16 protein-coding genes and 2 pseudogenes are annotated in these 16,089 nt (G+C 75.3%); 7 read left to right on the top strand and 11 right to left on the bottom strand.

The window, feature by feature from the left end; all coding sequences use genetic code 11:
- The first annotated feature begins 94 nt into the window (after window positions 1-94).
- Complete coding sequence (locus ACFCY1_RS06375; protein WP_375873739.1) at window positions 95-811, top strand: hypothetical protein; 717 nt, start codon at window positions 95-97, stop codon at window positions 809-811.
- Between the two features lie 860 nt (window positions 812-1,671).
- Here the strand turns inward: ACFCY1_RS06375 and ACFCY1_RS06370 are convergent.
- The 4 genes from ACFCY1_RS06370 to ACFCY1_RS06355 all read right to left on the bottom strand — a co-directional run bounded on the left by ACFCY1_RS06370 (window position 1,672) and on the right by ACFCY1_RS06355 (window position 6,605).
- Entirely contained in the window at window positions 1,672-3,078 is a 1,407-nt protein-coding gene (locus tag ACFCY1_RS06370; protein ID WP_074004908.1) for a family 2B encapsulin nanocompartment shell protein, read from the bottom strand.
- A 660-nt stretch (window positions 3,079-3,738) separates the two neighbouring features.
- Window positions 3,739-4,254, bottom strand: a complete 516-nt coding sequence (locus ACFCY1_RS06365) for a hypothetical protein (RefSeq protein ID WP_063780349.1) — start codon at window positions 4,252-4,254, stop codon at window positions 3,739-3,741.
- Window positions 4,255-4,417: 163 nt separating this feature from the next.
- Window positions 4,418-5,872: a PLP-dependent aminotransferase family protein gene (locus ACFCY1_RS06360; protein ID WP_074004909.1), complete on the bottom strand. Its 1,455-nt coding sequence runs from the start codon at window positions 5,870-5,872 to the stop codon at window positions 4,418-4,420.
- A gap of 139 nt (window positions 5,873-6,011) precedes the next feature.
- Window positions 6,012-6,605, bottom strand: coding sequence for a universal stress protein (locus ACFCY1_RS06355; protein WP_375873738.1), 594 nt, complete (start codon window positions 6,603-6,605; stop codon window positions 6,012-6,014).
- Between the two features lie 483 nt (window positions 6,606-7,088).
- On the opposite strand from ACFCY1_RS06355, the pseudogene ACFCY1_RS06350 reads away from it, so the two are divergent.
- A pseudogene (locus ACFCY1_RS06350) lies at window positions 7,089-7,475 on the top strand (transglycosylase family protein); the annotation flags it as partial.
- 133 nt (window positions 7,476-7,608) lie between these two features.
- Here ACFCY1_RS06350 and ACFCY1_RS06345 read toward each other — a convergent pair.
- On the bottom strand, window positions 7,609-8,193 hold the full coding sequence (locus ACFCY1_RS06345; RefSeq protein ID WP_049658863.1) for a pyridoxamine 5'-phosphate oxidase family protein: 585 nt from the start codon (window positions 8,191-8,193) through the stop codon (window positions 7,609-7,611).
- A 151-nt stretch (window positions 8,194-8,344) separates the two neighbouring features.
- Between ACFCY1_RS06345 and ACFCY1_RS06340 the strand changes: the two genes are divergently transcribed.
- The gene (locus tag ACFCY1_RS06340; RefSeq protein WP_375873737.1) at window positions 8,345-9,277 is read left to right on the top strand and encodes a helix-turn-helix domain-containing protein; all 933 of its coding nucleotides are present in this window, start codon (window positions 8,345-8,347) and stop codon (window positions 9,275-9,277) included.
- Between the two features lie 153 nt (window positions 9,278-9,430).
- Here the strand turns inward: ACFCY1_RS06340 and ACFCY1_RS06335 are convergent, their stop codons facing one another.
- The gene (locus tag ACFCY1_RS06335) at window positions 9,431-9,865 is read right to left on the bottom strand and encodes a CBS domain-containing protein (protein ID WP_375873736.1); all 435 of its coding nucleotides are present in this window, start codon (window positions 9,863-9,865) and stop codon (window positions 9,431-9,433) included.
- A gap of 269 nt (window positions 9,866-10,134) precedes the next feature.
- On the opposite strand from ACFCY1_RS06335, the gene ACFCY1_RS06330 reads away from it, so the two are divergent.
- The 3 genes and pseudogenes from ACFCY1_RS06330 to ACFCY1_RS06320 all read left to right on the top strand — a co-directional run bounded on the left by ACFCY1_RS06330 (window position 10,135) and on the right by ACFCY1_RS06320 (window position 12,518).
- The gene (locus tag ACFCY1_RS06330; protein WP_074004912.1) at window positions 10,135-10,569 is read left to right on the top strand and encodes a VOC family protein; all 435 of its coding nucleotides are present in this window, start codon (window positions 10,135-10,137) and stop codon (window positions 10,567-10,569) included.
- A 128-nt stretch (window positions 10,570-10,697) separates the two neighbouring features.
- Window positions 10,698-11,567, top strand: a pseudogene (gene ligD / locus ACFCY1_RS06325) (non-homologous end-joining DNA ligase); the annotation flags it as partial.
- A gap of 96 nt (window positions 11,568-11,663) precedes the next feature.
- Window positions 11,664-12,518, top strand: coding sequence for a DNA ligase (locus ACFCY1_RS06320; RefSeq protein WP_375873865.1), 855 nt, complete (start codon window positions 11,664-11,666; stop codon window positions 12,516-12,518).
- 21 nt (window positions 12,519-12,539) lie between these two features.
- Here the strand turns inward: ACFCY1_RS06320 and ACFCY1_RS06315 are convergent, their stop codons facing one another.
- From ACFCY1_RS06315 to ACFCY1_RS06300, 4 genes are all read right to left on the bottom strand, one after another.
- Entirely contained in the window at window positions 12,540-13,124 is a 585-nt protein-coding gene (locus ACFCY1_RS06315; protein ID WP_375873735.1) for a type 1 glutamine amidotransferase domain-containing protein, read from the bottom strand.
- 11 nt (window positions 13,125-13,135) lie between these two features.
- Entirely contained in the window at window positions 13,136-13,432 is a 297-nt protein-coding gene (locus ACFCY1_RS06310) for a hypothetical protein (RefSeq protein WP_049660555.1), read from the bottom strand.
- A gap of 4 nt (window positions 13,433-13,436) precedes the next feature.
- Window positions 13,437-13,850, bottom strand: coding sequence for a hypothetical protein (locus tag ACFCY1_RS06305; protein ID WP_375873734.1), 414 nt, complete (start codon window positions 13,848-13,850; stop codon window positions 13,437-13,439).
- Between the two features lie 66 nt (window positions 13,851-13,916).
- A complete protein-coding gene (locus tag ACFCY1_RS06300) occupies window positions 13,917-14,393 on the bottom strand; it encodes a hypothetical protein (RefSeq protein WP_143204671.1) in 477 nt (158 codons plus the stop codon).
- 310 nt (window positions 14,394-14,703) lie between these two features.
- Here ACFCY1_RS06300 and ACFCY1_RS06295 point away from each other — a divergent pair, with 310 nt between their 5' ends.
- The gene (locus tag ACFCY1_RS06295) at window positions 14,704-15,405 is read left to right on the top strand and encodes a DUF4328 domain-containing protein (RefSeq protein WP_375873733.1); all 702 of its coding nucleotides are present in this window, start codon (window positions 14,704-14,706) and stop codon (window positions 15,403-15,405) included.
- 35 nt (window positions 15,406-15,440) lie between these two features.
- Here the strand turns inward: ACFCY1_RS06295 and ACFCY1_RS06290 are convergent, their stop codons facing one another.
- Window positions 15,441-16,040 (bottom strand): GNAT family N-acetyltransferase, encoded by a 600-nt coding sequence (locus tag ACFCY1_RS06290; protein WP_375873732.1) that lies wholly within the window; start codon window positions 16,038-16,040, stop codon window positions 15,441-15,443.
- Between the last annotated feature and the right edge of the window lie 49 nt (window positions 16,041-16,089).

Here is a 16,089-nt window from a genome sequence, read left to right as displayed (position 1 = left end):
GTCAGGGGACGGTCAGGACGGGCCCGAACGGCCGCCGCGTCCTCGGCCACCACGGCCCGGGCGCAGGGCCGCCGCCGCGAGCACACCGGGGACCATGATCACCAGCAGCATGGTGGTCATCGAGGTGCCCTGGTGCTGCCGGGCCATGGGCGCGGGCTTCGCCCTGGGGGCGTGGAACACCGGCTGCGCCGACGGGGTCGGCCACAGCGGGCTCGGACGGGCCGAACTCGGCGAGGCCGCGGGGCTGGGGGCCGCCGGACCGGGCGCGGCCGGGCTCGGGACCGCGGGCGCGGGAGCCGCCGGAACGGGGAGCGGCGGGGCCTGTACGGGGGCGGGCGCCGCCGGGGCCGGGGTCGCCGGCGCGGGGGCGGCCGGGGAGGGCCCCGGTGCGGGTGCCGACGGCGGCACGGAGGGCGGGACCGAAGGAGCCGGGGACGCCGAAGGTGCGGGCGACGCGGGCGACGGGCTGGGGGACGGCGTCGGACTGGGGGACGGTGAGGTCGGCGACGACGTGGCGGTAGGGCTCGGACTCGGACTCGGGCTCGGACTTGGGCTCGCGCTCGGACTCGGCGTGGGGCTCGGACTCGGGCTCGCGCTCGGGCTCGGCGTGGGGCTCGGAGTCGCGCTCGGACTCGGCGTGGGGCTCGGAGTCGGCGACGGCGTGGCGGTCGGTGTGGGGGTGCGGGTCGGAGTCCGGGTCGGTGTCGGCGTCGGAGTGGGCGTCGGGCTGGGCGTGTGGGTGAGGGTCGGCGTCGGGCTCGGTGTGGGCTTCGGGCTCGGACTGGGGCTCGGGCACGGATGGTGGTGGTGATGGTGATGGTGGTGCCAGCCGTGGTCGCCGTACTCGTCGTCGCCGTACCCGTCGTCGTACTCGTCGTCGTCGCCGTCGTCGTGGCCCGGCCCGAGCTGCCCGGGGCCACCCTGCCCCTCGACCGGCCGTCCGGGCTCGCTCCGCAGCCCCGCCGGACGCGAGGGCGAGGAGAAGGGCGGCGAGGACAAGGACGGCGCCGAGACGGACGGCGACGGGAAGTGCGGCGCGGTGGGCTTCGGGGCGGGCTTGGGTGTGCGGCAGGGGTGGTGCCCGTGCGGGGGCTTGGGCCCGTGGTGCCCCGGGCCGACGCCCGGCGCGGCGCCGACCTGGACGTCCACGTCCACGTCCACGCCGACGGTCACCTGTCCGCCCGGCCGCACCGACATCGAGAGGTCGGTCTCGTCGCACACGCAGACGTCCACCACCGGGCCGTGCGGGTACCCCCCGGGATGCCCGGCGCCGGACGCGGTCGCACCGCCGACCAGCGCGCAGATCGCGACCACGCCGGCCGCCGCGCCGATCAGCCGTACCCGCCGCCCGGGGGCCGCACCCCCAGCGACGCCGGACGGTATCCGGCAGATCTGCCGACGCTGGGGCATGGGCTCCACACACCTCTCGGATCGTCCGGGGAGGACGGAACGGGCTCGGGCCGACCGGCCGCGAGGGAACGGGCAGAACGGACGGAACGGGCGGAAAGGTCGAGTACGGTCGCGTTCCCGACGGAAGTTCCATCGGGTACGACCAGAAGTGATCAGACACGGTCAGGCGGACGGCCCGCCTTCAGGGGGCGGGCCGTCCGTCATCAGGTCAAACGATCATCGAGCCGACCGGTAACGGCCCGCGCTCACCGTTCTGCGCGCTCAGCTGCGGCGGTGCGCGATCTCCACGTTCTCCAGCACGCCGACCGCGTCCGGCACCAGGATGGCGGCCGAGTAGTAGGCGCTGACCAGGTACGAGATGATCGCCTTCTCGTCGATGCCCATGAAGCGGACCGACAGCGAGGGCTGGTACTCATCCGGGAGGCCGGTCTGGTGCAGGCCGATGACGCCTTGGTTGTCCTCACCGGTACGGATCACCAGGATCGAGCTGGTGTTCTCCTTGGTGATCGGGATCTTGTTGCACGGCAGGATCGGCACCCCGCGCCAGGCCGGCACCTGCTGCCCGCCGAGGTCGACGTGGGTGGGGTACAGCCCGCGGGCGTTGAACTCCCGGCCGATCGCGGCGATGGTCCGCGGGTGGGCGAGCAGGTAGTCGGGGTCGCGGCGGCGGTTGAGCAGCTCGTCCAGGTCGTCCGGGGTGGGCGGGCCGGAGTGGGTCTGGATGCGCTGGTCGAAGTCGGCGTTGTTGAGCAGGCCGAACTCCGGGTTGTTGACGATCTCGTGCTCCTGGCGCTCGCGCAGGGCCTCGATCGTCAGCCGCAGCTGGTGCTCGGTCTGGTTCATCGGCTGGTTGTACAGGTCCGCGACGCGGGTGTGGACCTTCAGGACGGTCTGCGCGACGCTCAGCTCGTACTCGCGCGGCTTGAGCTCGTAGTCCACGAAGGCGCCGGGCAGCTCGTACTCGCCGTGGTGGCCGGCCGACATGGCGATCTCGGCCTCGCCGCGCTCGTTCTGCGCCTGGAGCGGCAGGGCCAGGAAGCCCTGGAGGTGCTCCTGGAGGCTGGGCGCGTTGTCCCGGATGGCGGCGAAGTCCGCCCGGGTCAGCGTCAGGGCGACACCGGAGGTGGCGGTCTTGGCCGTGAACTCCCAGACGGCGTCCGGGTTCAGCAGCGCGTCGTCGCCGAAGCGGTCGCCGTCGCCGGCCACGCCGACCACGGTGTCGTCGCCGTACTTGCCGGTGCCGATCTTGTTGATCTTGCCGTGCGCGATCAGGAAGATCTTGTCGGCGGCCTCGCCCTGGGTGGTGAGCACCTCGCCGGGGCCGAAGTCCCGCTGCTGGCAGCGGTCGGCCAGGGCGGTGAGGACGTCCTCGTCCTCGTAGCCGCGCAGCAGGGCCAGCTCGCCCAGCTCGGCCGGGATCACCCGGACCTGGGAGCCGGTCTTGATGAACTCCACCACCCCGTTGCCCACGGCGTAGGTGAGCCGACGGTTGACGCGGTAGGCGCCACCGGCCGCCTGGACCCAGGGGAGCACCTTGAGCAGCCAGCGGGAGGTGATCTCCTGCATCTGCGGTGCGGACTTGGTCGTGGTGGCAAGGTTCCGGGCAGCAGCCGTCGCAAGGCTCTGCTGCTTGGCCTGCACTGCCTCCGGGCTCGTGTCCACGGTCATCGGCAGGGCTCTCCATTCCTGTGATCGGGTCACACGTCCAGGGGCACAGCGGCCCGCCCTGACGCATGCCATGACGGATCATCAGATCCGTTTATCGGTGGGGGCGTTGGCGATTTAGGCGAGAAGGCGACCACCGTCTCCCGGCGGCCCACCCGGAACCCTAGATCATCAGGACCCGACGGAGCCCGAACGAAGGCTCACTACCCCCCGATAGGGTGAATCTTGCCCGGTCCGCCCCCATCTCCCCGCAAACTCCGGGAACATCCGTTCGCCCCGGCGATCCCCCTGCGGCCAACGGCCTTTCCATCCCGGTCGGGGCCCGGCCGGACGGCCCGGAGAGCACCGTCCGGCGTCAACCCGACGCACCGTCCCGGCGGTTCGGACACCCGCGCGCCGCCGGGCTCCGACCGCCGCTCCCCGCGGCCGACCACGGGAAACGCGAACGGCCCGTCAGGTGCCGGCACGGGGGAGGCCGGCACCTGACGGGTGAACGGGGGGTGCGCGGTGGGCGTCTGCGCCGGAGAGGACGGTGCGCGCCTGTGGTGCTCCGCCGATGACACCGGTGGGCCGGTCGGACCATTCGGGTCAGGCGGGTCATTCGGGTCAGGCGGACCAGGCGGGTGACCAGGCCGGTCAGGCAGGCCGGTCGGGGCGGGCGGGTCAGGCGCAGGCGACCTGGGTGCCGGGGACGCCGACGATGCCCGAGTTGTTGGCCTCACCGCCCTTGTACTCGTAGTACAGGTAGGAGTAGAGGTCGATCCGGGTGCCGGGACCGCAGGCCGAATCGGGGGCGACGGCGTACGTCACCGTGAAGGCGCTGCTGGCACCGGGGGCGAGTGGGACGTTGTAGCGGGCGATGCCGCCGTGGACGTTGTCACTGCACCCGTTGGTCTGGGTGCCGCAGGCGGTCGCGGTGAACTTCAGCCCGGTCTCCAGACTCGTGGCGTAGGTCTCCTGGACGCTCTGGTAGACGAACTGGATCGGGGTGTCGTACGGGTTGGTGAGCGTCAGGGTGACGGTGAACTCGCTCCCCCGGACCGTCGTCTGCTTGTCGGAGACGGCCGTGAGGGGCAGTTGTCCGTCGGCCCGAGCGGCAGGGGCGGCGGAGAGGAGCAGACCGACGACGAGGGCCGGACACGCGGCGAGCGCGGCGCGACGCGGATGTGTTCTGCGCATGACCAAGGAGCGTAGGCCCCGCCTCCGCCGGGGTTGTGCTCCTCGGCCCGGGTCCGTACCGACGCAGGAGCGGCGAGCGGACACCGCGCACCGGCCGCTCTCGTTCCGCCCCCACGGGCGCGCCCGGGGGCCTATCCTTCGCCACTGCTCCCGGGGGCGGCCCTCACCCGCACGGCGGCAGGATGTCGCAGAGCGCGCCGAGCGCCGCCGGGTAGGCGTGGTCCGGCGGCGTGGCGTAGCCGACCACCAGGCCGTCGACGGCGGGCATCGCCTCCTCCCCGACCGCCGGGTGCCGGTAGTCCGCGAGCCCCTCGACGGCCAGGCCCCGGTAGGCGGCGGCCTTGAGCACCGAGCGCTCGGTGCCCGGCTCCAGGCGCAGCACCGCGTGCAGGCCGGCCGCGATGCCGGACACCTCGACGTGCGGAGCGCGGGCCGCGAGGGCGGCCACCAGCTCGTCCCGGCGCTCGCGGTAACGGCGGCGCATCCGACGCACGTGCCGGTCGTAGCCGCCGGAGTCGATGAACTCGGCAAGGGTCAGCTGGTCGAGGGCGCTGGCCCAGCCCTCGCGCTCGCCCTTGGCGGCGAGCACCCGGTCCACCAGGTGGTCGGGCAGCACCATCCAGCCGAGCCGCAGCGCGGGGGTGAGGCTCTTGCTGGCGCTGCCGAGGTAGACCACCCGTTCGGGGTCGAGCCCCTGGAGGGCGCCGACCGGCTGGCGGTCGTAGCGGAACTCCCCGTCGTAGTCGTCCTCCAGGACCAGCCCGCCGCGCCCGCGCGCCCAGTCCACCACGGCCGCGCGGCGGCCCGGGTGCAGCGGGCCGCCGGTGGGGAACTGGTGGGCGGGGGTGAGCAGCGCCGTCCGGACGTCCGGGTGGTTCGCCAACTCGCCGGTCCGGGCGCCCCGTTCGTCGATCGGCAGCGGAACGGTGGTGACGCCGGCGGCGGCCAGCAGCCCGCGGTGGAAGCCCAGCCCGTACGCCTCGACGGCCAGCGGGCCGTGCTCGGCGGGCGGCAGGACGGGCGCGGCACCGTCGAAGAGCAGCCGCAGCGCGTGGGCGAAGCCCGAGCAGACCACGATCCGGTCGGGGTCGGTGCGCACGCCCCGGGCGCGGGCGAGGTAGTCGGCGAGGACGGTGCGCAGTTCGCGCCGGCCCTGGGGGTCGCCGGGTCCGAAGGCCTCGTTGGGGGCGGCGGTGAGGGCCCGGCGGGCGGCGGCGAGCCAGGCGGTGCGCGGGAAGGAGGAGGCGTCGGGCTGGCCCTGGCGCAGGTCGTGGGTGGGGCCGGGGCGGCGGGAGGGCCGGCGGGCCCGGCCGCTCGGGACGGGCTCGGCGCGTTCGGCGACGGTGGTGCCGGAGCCCTGCCGGGCGGTGAGCCAGCCCTCGGCGACGAGTTCGGCGTAGGCCTCGGCGGCGGTGTTGCGGGCCAGGCCGAGGTCGGTGGCGAGGGCGCGGTAGGGCGGCAGCCGGGTGCCGGGGGCCAGTCTGCCGCTGCGGATCGCCTCGCGCAGGGCCGTCATCAGCGCGGCACGCCGGCCCCCGGTGGCGGGGAGGTCGAGGTGCAGGTCACTGCCGGTCGGGTGGGCGGGCTCGGAGGGGTGCGTGCCCCGCGTGTCCGTCATGGTCACGCACCCTACCGGCCGCCGCTCCGGCGCCCTTCGGGCGGCTACCCGACCCCGGGCCGGGCACGTACCTCAGGCCCGGGGCACGCAGCTCAGGGCACGCGCCCCAGGCTGGGGGCACGCACCTCAGGGCAGGCGCCTACGGGACGACGGTGACCGGCCAGCGGCCCGCCTTGACCAGCCGGACCGCCACCGAACCGATCACCTTGTGCCCGGCCTGCTCGGAGACGCCGACCACCACGGCGTCGGCGCGCAGCTCGTCCGCGAGCTTGGCGAGGCCGGTGTACGGGTCGCCGCGCATGGTCAGGAAGCGCCACTCCACCTTCCACACCTCGCGCACCCGGTGCTCGGCCTCGCGCAGGGCGGCCAGCAGCTCCTCGGCGATCTCCTGGGTGGTCTCCTCCACCGCGGCCCCGGCCAGGGCGGTCGCGGCGCCGAGGATCGGCTGGACGTACGCCACCGCGAGGACGGCGCCCTGCCGGCGGGCCAGTCCGGCGGCGTAGGCGGTGGCGCGCCAGGAGGAGTCGGAGCCGTCCAGGCCGGCCAGCACCACGCTGGGGCCGTCGGTGCCCAGCTCGAAGCCCGCGGGCGCGGCCGCGGCCTCGTGCTCCTCGGCGCCGATCGGCACCCCCGCCGCGGCGGCCCGTCCCGCACCGGCGTCGGCCGCCCCTCCCGCACCGGCGGCCGCCTCTCCCGCGTCCGCCGTGTCCGCTGCATCGCTGTCGTTGCTCATGGGGCCGAGGCTATGCCCGCCACCGGGAGTGACGGCAGGGGGCACTCCGGGTGAGGGCTGTGGCGCGGGCCACCCGGGCGGGCGGCCGCGGCGGCGGAACCGGCACCGGCGGCTGGCCGACCGTCACACGCTGTCGACCGTGTGGGCGGCCTCACACCGGTTCCGGGGCGGGTTGGGAGTGGCGCGGGCCACTTCCCGGGGCTATTTGATCTTGGAAATGGTGGCAAATCGGGCGAAATCGCCATATTTCCTTGATCCTTACGCGCGGTAACACCCCTCTGACGTGGCTAAACCTTCGGATCCTTGAAACCGCCCCGTCCACCCCCGTAACTTCGAACCCGTTGCACCGAGCGATCCGCTCCGGCCGGGCCAACCGCCCCCGGGCAGAACGGTGCAGGACCACGCGAGTGACGTGTCCCCGAAACCGACGGCCTTCCGAGGGCCTGGTTCCGCGCGCTCGCAGACCCCTCCGAAAGGAACTCCATGACCTTCCGTAACGAGACCGCCGCTGCCACCACCACTGCCACCCCGAAGCGCCGCAACCGCGTCCGGATGGCTCTGATGGCCGGGGCGATCACCGCCCTGCCCGTGGCCGGCCTCGTCACGGCCACCAGCGCCTCCGCCGCGCCGGCCACGGTCTGGGACAAGGTCGCCGCCTGCGAGGCGACCGGCAACTGGGCCATCAACTCCGGCAACGGCTTCTACGGCGGCCTGCAGTTCACCCAGAGCACCTGGGCCGCCTTCGGTGGCACCTCCTACGCCGCGCAGGCCCACCAGGCCACCAAGGACCAGCAGATCGCCATCGGCGAGAAGGTCCTCGCCGCCCAGGGCCCCGGCGCCTGGCCGGTCTGCTCCGTCAAGGCCGGTCTGGGCAAGTAAGACGTAGGCCACGAGGCCGCCGCACCCCGCCCGGGGTACGGCGGCCTCGTCGCGTTCCCGGCCGGAGCCTCGGCTCCCGGCCCCTCGGCCCCCGGATCCCGGCCACCCCGGTGGAACGGGCCGGTCAGGACGGCCGGGGCGGGAGTGGCAGCGGAACGGCCGGCAGCCCGTCGATGCTGCTGCCGACCAGCGGCTTGCGCTCGCAGTAGGCGCCGAACTCCTCCTCGTCCTTCCGGTCGAAGTACTGGGCGTGCAGGTCGCGGTCGGCCCGGTAGTCCATGAACGGCACCGCGTACCCGCAGGAGTCGCTGACCCGCTCCGCCCGGACCAGCACGATCGCCCGCAGCCCGGATCCGTCGGCGGACGGGTCGAAGTGGCCGAGCAGTTCGGCGAACCGCGGGTCGTCCCGGAACACCGGCTCCCCGCGCCCGTGCACCCGCACCACGGTCGGCGGGCCCTCGAACGCGCACCACATCAGGGTGATCCGGCCGTTCTCCCGCAGATGGGCGACCGTCTCGGCCTGCGAGCCGCCGAAATCCAGGTAGGCGAGGGTGAGTTCGTCGATCACCGCGAGCGTCCCGGACCGGCCCTTGGGCGAGAGGTTGACGTGCCCGTCGGCGGCCAACGGGGCGGTGGCCACGAAGTAGACCGGCTGGCGCTCGATGAACCGGCGCAGCCGACCGTCGATGGCTTCGTACTGCTTTCCCATGCCCGCCAGTCTGCCCCCATCTCGGCTGGCAAGAAACCGGATTCCGCTTCCTGAGACGCCCCGCGCCGCCCGGGCCCTCCCGGGGGCCGGGCGGTGCCGCCTACGATGGCCCGTGCGCGTGTCACCCGCCGGACCGAGCTGGGGAGTTGCGATGATCCGGAACACCCCTCCCGGGACGGTCCTCGGCGCGCCGGCCGCGCCGCTGCGCGGGTACGTGCTCGGCTACCGGGGCTACCGGCTGGCGCTGCGGCAGCCGCTCCGACGGCTGGAGGTGCCGACGGACGTGGTCACCGTGGCGCTCGCCTTCGAGGGCACCATGAGCCTCACCGACGCCGTCTCCCCCGCGGCCGCGGCCTCCTTCGGCTCGGTCGCGGCCGGGCTGCGCCGCACCGCGACGGTCGCCGAACACGCGGGCGCGCTGCACGGGTTGGCCGTCTCGCTCACCCCACAGGGCGCGTTCCGGGCGTTCGGGCCGCTGGCCGGCGAGCTCGGCGGGCACTGGGCCGAGGCCGGGGACGTCCTGGGCCCGCGGCTGCGGGCACTGACCGACCGGCTGGCCCACGCGCCGAGCTGGCCGGCCCGGTTCGCCATGCTGGACGGGTACTTCGGCGCACTGTTCGCGTACGGGCCGGACTGGGACCCGTCCGTGCACTGGGTCTGGCGGCAACTGCGGCACTCGCACGGGCTGGTGCCGATCGGCACCCTGGTCGAGGGCACCGGGTGGAGCCGCCGCCGACTGGAGCTGCGCTTCCGCGAGCACCTCGGGCTGGCCCCCAAGCAGGCGGCCGGCATCCTCCGGCTCCAGCGCACCCTCAACGCCCTGACCGCGCACGAGGACCACCCCTCCGAGGACCACCGCTCCGGGTACCGGCCCACCGGCGCCGACCTGGCCACGCGCTGCGGATACTACGACCAGTCCCACCTCGACCGGACCTTCCGCGCCATGGTCGGCTGCTCGCCGCGCGCGTTCCTGGCCGCCCGGCGCACCGCCGCCGCCCTGCCCGGGCCCGCCGAGCGGGTCACCGACCGGGTCAGCGGGCGGGTGACCAGCACCGTCCTGGACCCAGGGGGCTCCGGGAGCTGAGGCGTGCGCATTCGTACAAGACGCACCGCTGCCCCGCCCGGCACGCTCGAAGGGCCCGGCCGGTACGGGGGGCCGGCCGGTCACCGGAGCGGGCGGGGCGGGGCAGGGCAGGGCGGAAACGGAGCGGGGCGGGCCGGGCGGGGTGTCAGCCGGTCAGTGCTTCAGGTACACGCTGTCCATGAACTCGATGATCTGCTGATCGGTCAGCCGCTGGCCTTCGCGGTGGCCCATCGCCAGGTCGGCCTCGCTGATCATGCCCACCAGCCGGTCCCCGTCGATCACCGGGATGCGCCGGATCTGGTGCTGCTCCATCTTGCGCAGCACCGCCTCCATGCTGTCCTCGGCGCGTACGCAGTGCAGGTGGCCGCCCAGTTCGATGGCCGTCATCGTGGCCGGGTCCTTGCCCTCCGCGATACATCGCAGCACGATGTCGCGGTCGGTGATGATGCCCTTGAGCTTCTGGTCGTCGCCGCAGATCGGCAGCGCGCCCACGTGCTTGTCGCGCATCATCCGCGCGGCCTCGGCGAGCGTCTGGTGGGCGCCGATGCACTGGGCGCCGGTGTGCATGATGTCTCGGGCAGTGGTCACGGGGACTCCTTCGTCGGTGGTTCCCCCCGCTGGTCCCCCCGCATCCCCCCGGCGGTGCTCCCGGGCTCCCGCCGTCGGGGCGGAAGGGGGCTGTGACCGCGCCCTCACCATAAGCAACCCCGCCTCCGCCCGCGACCCCGCGCAGCCGGAGCGGGCGAGTCCGCGCGACCTTCGAGGCGGGGCCCGGGGCGCGGCCGCAGAGTGGAAGAGAACGCGACCGGCCCGGCCACCGGCCCGGCCACCCGCACGTCCCGAGGAGTGAGCGAGCCATGGACACCACCGAGACCCCCGCCCCGCAGGTCTGGCCCAACCTGCGCGCCACCGACGCCCGGGCCCTGATCCGCTTCCTGGTCGACGCCTTCGGCTTCCAGGAGGTCGTCACCTACGGCGAGGGCGAGTTCGTCGCGCACGCCGAACTCGCCTGGCCCGAGGGCGGCGGCGTGATGCTCGGCTCCGACCGTCCGACACCCGAGAACGCCGAACCGTGGCCGGGCCTGCCGGGCGGCTTCACCGCGTACGTGGTCACCGCCGACCCGGACGGCGTGCACGCCCGCGCGGTGGCCGCCGGGGCCCGGATCACCACCGGGCTGTACGAGACCGACTACGGCTCGCGCGACTTCGCCGCCGCCGACCCGGAGGGCAACCGCTGGTACTTCGGCACCTACCCGGGCGCGCCCCGGCCGGCCGGCCGCCCACGGGGGTGAGGCGGTCCGCGGTCGCGGACGGCCCGGAGCGGCGGCGCCGAGGCGGTGGCCGCCGGACCGGGGCAGACTGACAGCGGGGGCCACCCCACCGGAGGCATCGGAGGCATCGGAGGCGGACCGTGCCGCAGATGACGGTGGACGGGCGCACCCTCGCCCTCTCCCACCTCGACAAGGTGTACTACCCGCGCACCGGCACGCCCAAGGGCGAGGTGCTGCGCTACTACGCCGCCGTGCATGCCGCCCTGCTCCCGCACCTGCGCGACCGCCCGGTCTCCTTCCTCCGCTGCCCGGACGGCGTCGAGGCGGAGGTGTTCGTCGCCAAGAACCCGCCGCCCGGCACCCCGGACTGGGTGCGCACGGTCGACGTGCCGAGCAACACCGGCGAGCTGCGCCAGGTGGTGCTGGAGAGCGGCGCGGCGCTGCTGGCGGTCGCCAACCTGGGCTGCCTGGAACTGCACGTCCCGCAGTGGCACGCGGCCCGACCCGCCCTCGCCGACCGGCTGGTGCTGGACCTGGACCCCGGCGAGGGCGCCGACATGCTCACCTGCCGCACCGTCTCGCTGCTGCTGCGCGAGCGGCTCGCGGCGGACGGCCTGGCGGCCTGGGTGAAGACCTCCGGCTCCAAGGGCCTGCACCTGCTGGTCCCGATCGAGCCCGCGCCGAGCGCCCGGGTCTCCGGGTACGCGAAGGCGCTGGCCGCCGCCCTGGAGGCCGAGCACCCGGAGCTGGTGGTGCACACCATGGCCAAGGCCCGCCGCCGGGGCCGGGTGCTGGTCGACTGGTCGCAGAACAACGCCAAGAAGACCACCGCCGCGCCGTACACCCTGCGGGCCAGGCCGCTGCCGACCGTCTCCACCCCGCTGGCCTGGGCGGAGCTGGAACGGGCCGCCGACGAGCGGGACCTGGTCTTCACCCTCGCCGAGGTGCCCGACCGGCTGGCCGCCCACGGCGACCTGCTCGCCCCGCTGCTGGACCCGGAGCGGGCCCGGCCGCTGCCCGGCGCACCGGCGGCGCCACCGCCGACGGGGTCACCACCGACCAGGCGGGCGGAAGGAGCGCGGCCGGCCCAGGTGCTGCACCCGCCCGTCGAGGTGATGCGCCCGGCCGCCGTGGCCGCCGTCCCGCCCGCCGACGGCCTGGGCGGCGGGGGCGTGCAGTACGAGCTGAAGCTGGACGGCTTCCGCTGCGTCGCCTTCGCCCGGGGCGGGCGGCCCGCGTACCTCCAGTCCCGCGGCGGCCGCGACCTCGCCCCCGAGTTCCCCCCGATCGCCGCCGCCGTCGCCCGGCTGCCGGAGGGCCTGGTGCTGGACGCCGAGCTGGTCGCCTGGCGCGACGGCCGGTTCGCCTTCGGCGAGTTGCTGCGCACCCGCCGGGCCCGCGCCGCCGCCACCGGGGTCGCGCTCGGCCTGATCGCCTTCGACCTGCTGGCGCTGCCCGGCCGCGACGTACGGGCCCTTCCGCTCACCGACCGCCGCCGGCTGCTGCTCGCCGCCCTCGCCGACGTCCCGCCGCCGATCCGGCCGGTCATGGCCACCACCGACCGGGCGGAGGCGCTGGAGTGGACGGAGCGGCTCGCCGACACCGGGGTGGAGGGACTGGTCTGCAAGGCCGCGGCGGCCCCGTACCGCCCGCGCGGCGCGGGCCGGGTCTGGGTCAAGTACCGCCGCGGCGACACCCTCGACGCCACCGTCCGCGCCGTCACCGGCCCGGCCGCCCACCCGCACGCGCTGATCCTCCAGCTGGACGACGGCCGGGTGTTCCTGACCACCCCGAGGCTCACCCCGGTCCAGTCCCGCGAGGTCGCCGAGCTCGCCCGCCCCCTGCTCGGCCCGCCCGCCACCGACCCGGACCACGGCCCGGTCCACCCGCTGACCGCCCCGCTCCGCGCCGAGTTCACCCTCACCGGCCGCCCGCCGTCCGCCACCTTCCTCCGCCTCCGCGGCGACTGACCCCGCCCTCGCTCCCCTTGCTCACCGCCTCCGTTTCGCCGCCACGTGGGCGAACTCCGTCACGAAGGCGTCGTCGAACAGCGGCAGGTCGCCCGGCTTGCGGCTGGTGACGAGCGGGCCGGGGCCGTCGTGGCAGACGTGGACCGGCTCGTCCACCCAGTGGGCGCCGGCGTTGACCAGGTCGGTGCGCAGGCTGGGCCAGGAGGTGAGGGTGCGGCCGCGGACGGCGTCGGCCTCGATGAGCGTCCAGGCCGCGTGGCAGATCGCCGCGACCGGACGGCCGGCGGCGCAGTAGGCGTGCACGAAGGCGACCGCCGGGCGGTCCAGGCGCAGCCGGTCGGGGTTGGCGACGCCGCCGGGGAGGACCAGCCCGTCGTAGGCCGCCGGGTCGGCCTCGGCGACCAGGGCGTCCACGGCGAAGGTGTCGCCCTCCGCGTGGTGGCGGACCGTGCGGACCCGGCCCTCGGCGGTGGACAGCAGCCGCGGGGTGCCGCCGGACTCGGCGACGGCCTGCCAGGGGTCGGTCAGTTCGACCTGTTCGGCCCCGTACGGTGCGACCAGGAAGGCGATCACGCGTCCGGTGAGCGTGGTGGACGGCCAGCCCATGGCGTGGTCGCTCAGCGCGGGTGCGGGGCGGTCAGGTCGACGGCCGCGGGCGGGGCGGAGCTGAGCCTGGCGCGCGGGCAGTCGAGGTGGACGGCGCGGTCGAGGTGGTCGAGCCGGGCGACCAGCCCGGCCGGGACGAGCACCCGGGTGCCGGGCACCCAGGGTTCGGCGTCGACCAGCAGGTGGTCCCCGGCGTCCTGTTCGACCCGGCCGACCGGGCCGTCGGTGGCGAGCACCTCGTACCCGACCAGCGTGAGGTCGGCGGCGGGATGGGAGCCCGGGCGGTACTCCCACAGGTCGGTGGTCATGGTGTCACGCCTCCGGACGGTCCCAGGGCCGCCGTTCGCGGCGCTCCCGGCGTTCCCGGGCCTCCGCCGGGTCCACCGCTTCGGTGCGGCCGCGGCCGGCGCGACGGCGGCGCAGCAGCTCGGAGGCGGCGAACGCGGCCGCCACGGTGGCCGCCCAGACCACGCCGAGCGCGACCAGTACGGCGGTGGCCGGGGTCCGCAGGCCCACGCCGAGGCAGATCATCGTCATCACCAGGGCGGTCAGCACGACCCCCGCCGAGAACCTGCGCCCGATGCCGCGGAGCACGCCCCGGACCCGGCTCGGCGGCTCGGCGCCCATGGTGCTCAGCTTCCGGTCGAGCCGTGTGTCCTGGCGCAGATCGGACTCGATCTCCTCGAGGAGCCGCCGCTCCCATCCGCTCAACGCGGGTCCGTCCATCTCGGTCACCTCCGACACTTCGGGTGACGTGCTCGCACCCGGGCGGTTGCCCGGTACGGGCTCGCGCTAACCGTTCCGGGCACCGCCTGTTCCGGCGCCGACGGGCCCGAACGCCCGGGGGCGGGCGAGCAGGCTGTCGTCCAGGACGCTCAACAGGGCGGCGGCGTCGCGGTGGACCTCGGCCGCGCCCGCCGCCCGCAGCTCGGGGCCGGTGTCCCGGCCGGCCGCCAGGGCGACGCACGGCACCCCGGCCCGCCGCGCCGCCCGGACCTCGCGCACACTCCCGGCGACGGCCACGGCGTGCGAGGGCCTGCCGTCCACCAGGTCCAGCGCGGCCCGCACCGGGTCGCCCCCGGGGTCGGCCACGGCCAGGGCCGGAGCCCCGGCCGGCCCGGGGCCGGTCAGCACGACCGTCCAGCCCCGTACCGCGCACTCGCGCAGCAACTCGGCACCGCCGGGCAGCGCGGGCTGCCACCAGTCGGTACCGAAGAGAGCCGCCGAGACCACCGTCATGACCACCGCTTCCGTTCGCGGGCGACGCACCGAACGCTCTCCTCCAGGTTAGGTCGCTCCCCCGCCGCGCGCGCAGCCTGCGCCCCGTGGATCCGCGGCGGGGGGCCGTGGCAAGGAGCCACGGCGGGGGGCCGCGCGGCCGTCGGTTCGCGCCGCCCGGACCGCCGCTCCGCGCGTGCGCCGTCGCTCCGGAGCGCGGGCCGGGGCAGCGGCGGGGGCGGCGGCCACGCGCCGGGGCCCGTCGTGCGGTGCGGTCCGCGAAAAGCCGCTGGTCCGGGGCTGCCCGCAGGCCCTAGGGTGTCGCCCCGTCACATTGGTCCAGTCCAGGAGTCCGTCCCCGATGCCTTCGCCCGCCCTGTACCGCTCGCCCAGACCCAGCTCCACCGCCGCCACCGTCCTGCTCGCCGTGTGCGGCACCGCGACCCTCGCCTCGCTCGCCGCGGGCTTCCGCCTGTACGGGGAGGCGGGGGAGTTCGCCGCCGACTCCGACCTGGCCGACGAGTCCGCGCTGACGGACGCGGCCCTGCTCTACGACAACGTCAGCCTGGTCCAGACGCTCACCCTGCTGGCCTCGGCGGTCGCCTTCATCACCTGGTTCCACCGGGTGCGGGTGAACGCGGAGGTCTTCGACCCGAGCGGGCACCGGTTCAAGCGCGGCTGGGCGATCGGCGGCTGGTTCACCCCCGTGGTCGCCCTCTGGTTCCCGTTCCGGATCACGGTGGACACCTGGACGGCCAGCGCCCGGCCGGACGCCTCCGGGGTGCGCCTGCCGCACCCCCAGCCGCTGGTCAACCTCTGGTGGGCCACCTTCTGGCTGGCCAACGCGACCGGCCGGTACGGCGCCAACTACCTGAACTCGGCGAAGTACCCGGACGACTACCAGACCGCCCTCGGCTGGCTGCTGGCCTCCGACGTGCTGGAGGTGGTCGCCGCCGTCTTCGCCGTCCTGGTCGTCCAGCGGCTGACGGCCATGCAGGAGGAGCGCTTCGCCGAGTCCACCGCCCACGCGTACGCGGTCCGCGGCGGGACCGTCCGGGGCTGAGCCGTTCCGCCGGCCGCGGGCCCGCGGGCGGGCGCTCAGTCCGTGAACGGGTCCGAGGCCAGCCGGGCGTGCAGGTGCTCGTCCGTGTAGACGCCCCCGCCGTAGGTGTAGGAGGCGCGCAGGGTGCCCTCGTACGGGAAGGCGGCCCGCTCGGCGACCCGGCAGGAGGCCTCGTTGCCGACGGCGTGGTAGAGCTCGATCCGGCGGGCGCCGGCGTGCTCCACCGCCCAGCGGGTGACGGCGGTGGTGGCCCGGGTGGCCAGGCCCCGACCGCGGGCCGCGGCGAGCAGCCAGTAGCCGACCATGGCCACGCCGTCGTCCCGGTTGCTCCACCCCAGGTAGGCGTTGCCGCAGAGGCTGCCGTCGGCGGCGTCGATCACGGCGAAGGAGGCCGCGCTGCCGTCGGCCCAGCTCGCCTCGCAGCGCTCCAGGTAGGCCTGCGGGTCGAGCGGGCCGGTGGCGCTGAGCGGGTTCCAGCGGGCGACGGCCGGGTCCGCCGCGGCGGCGAGCAGGGCGGGCACGATTCCGCCGGACACGTCGAGGCCGGGCCCCCACGGGCGCAGCACGGCGTCGCCGAGGTCGAGGACGGTGGGGCGGAACAGCCGCTGGGCGGTGCCGGGATCGCTGATGGTCATCCCGTCTTCCTATCCCCCGCTCCCCCGGGCCCGCCAGCGAATATTCCGG

This window comes from Kitasatospora sp. NPDC056273 (genome assembly GCF_042268845.1).
Lineage (GTDB): Bacteria > Actinomycetota > Actinomycetes > Streptomycetales > Streptomycetaceae > Kitasatospora.
This window is presented reverse-complemented; position numbering and strand designations above follow the sequence as displayed.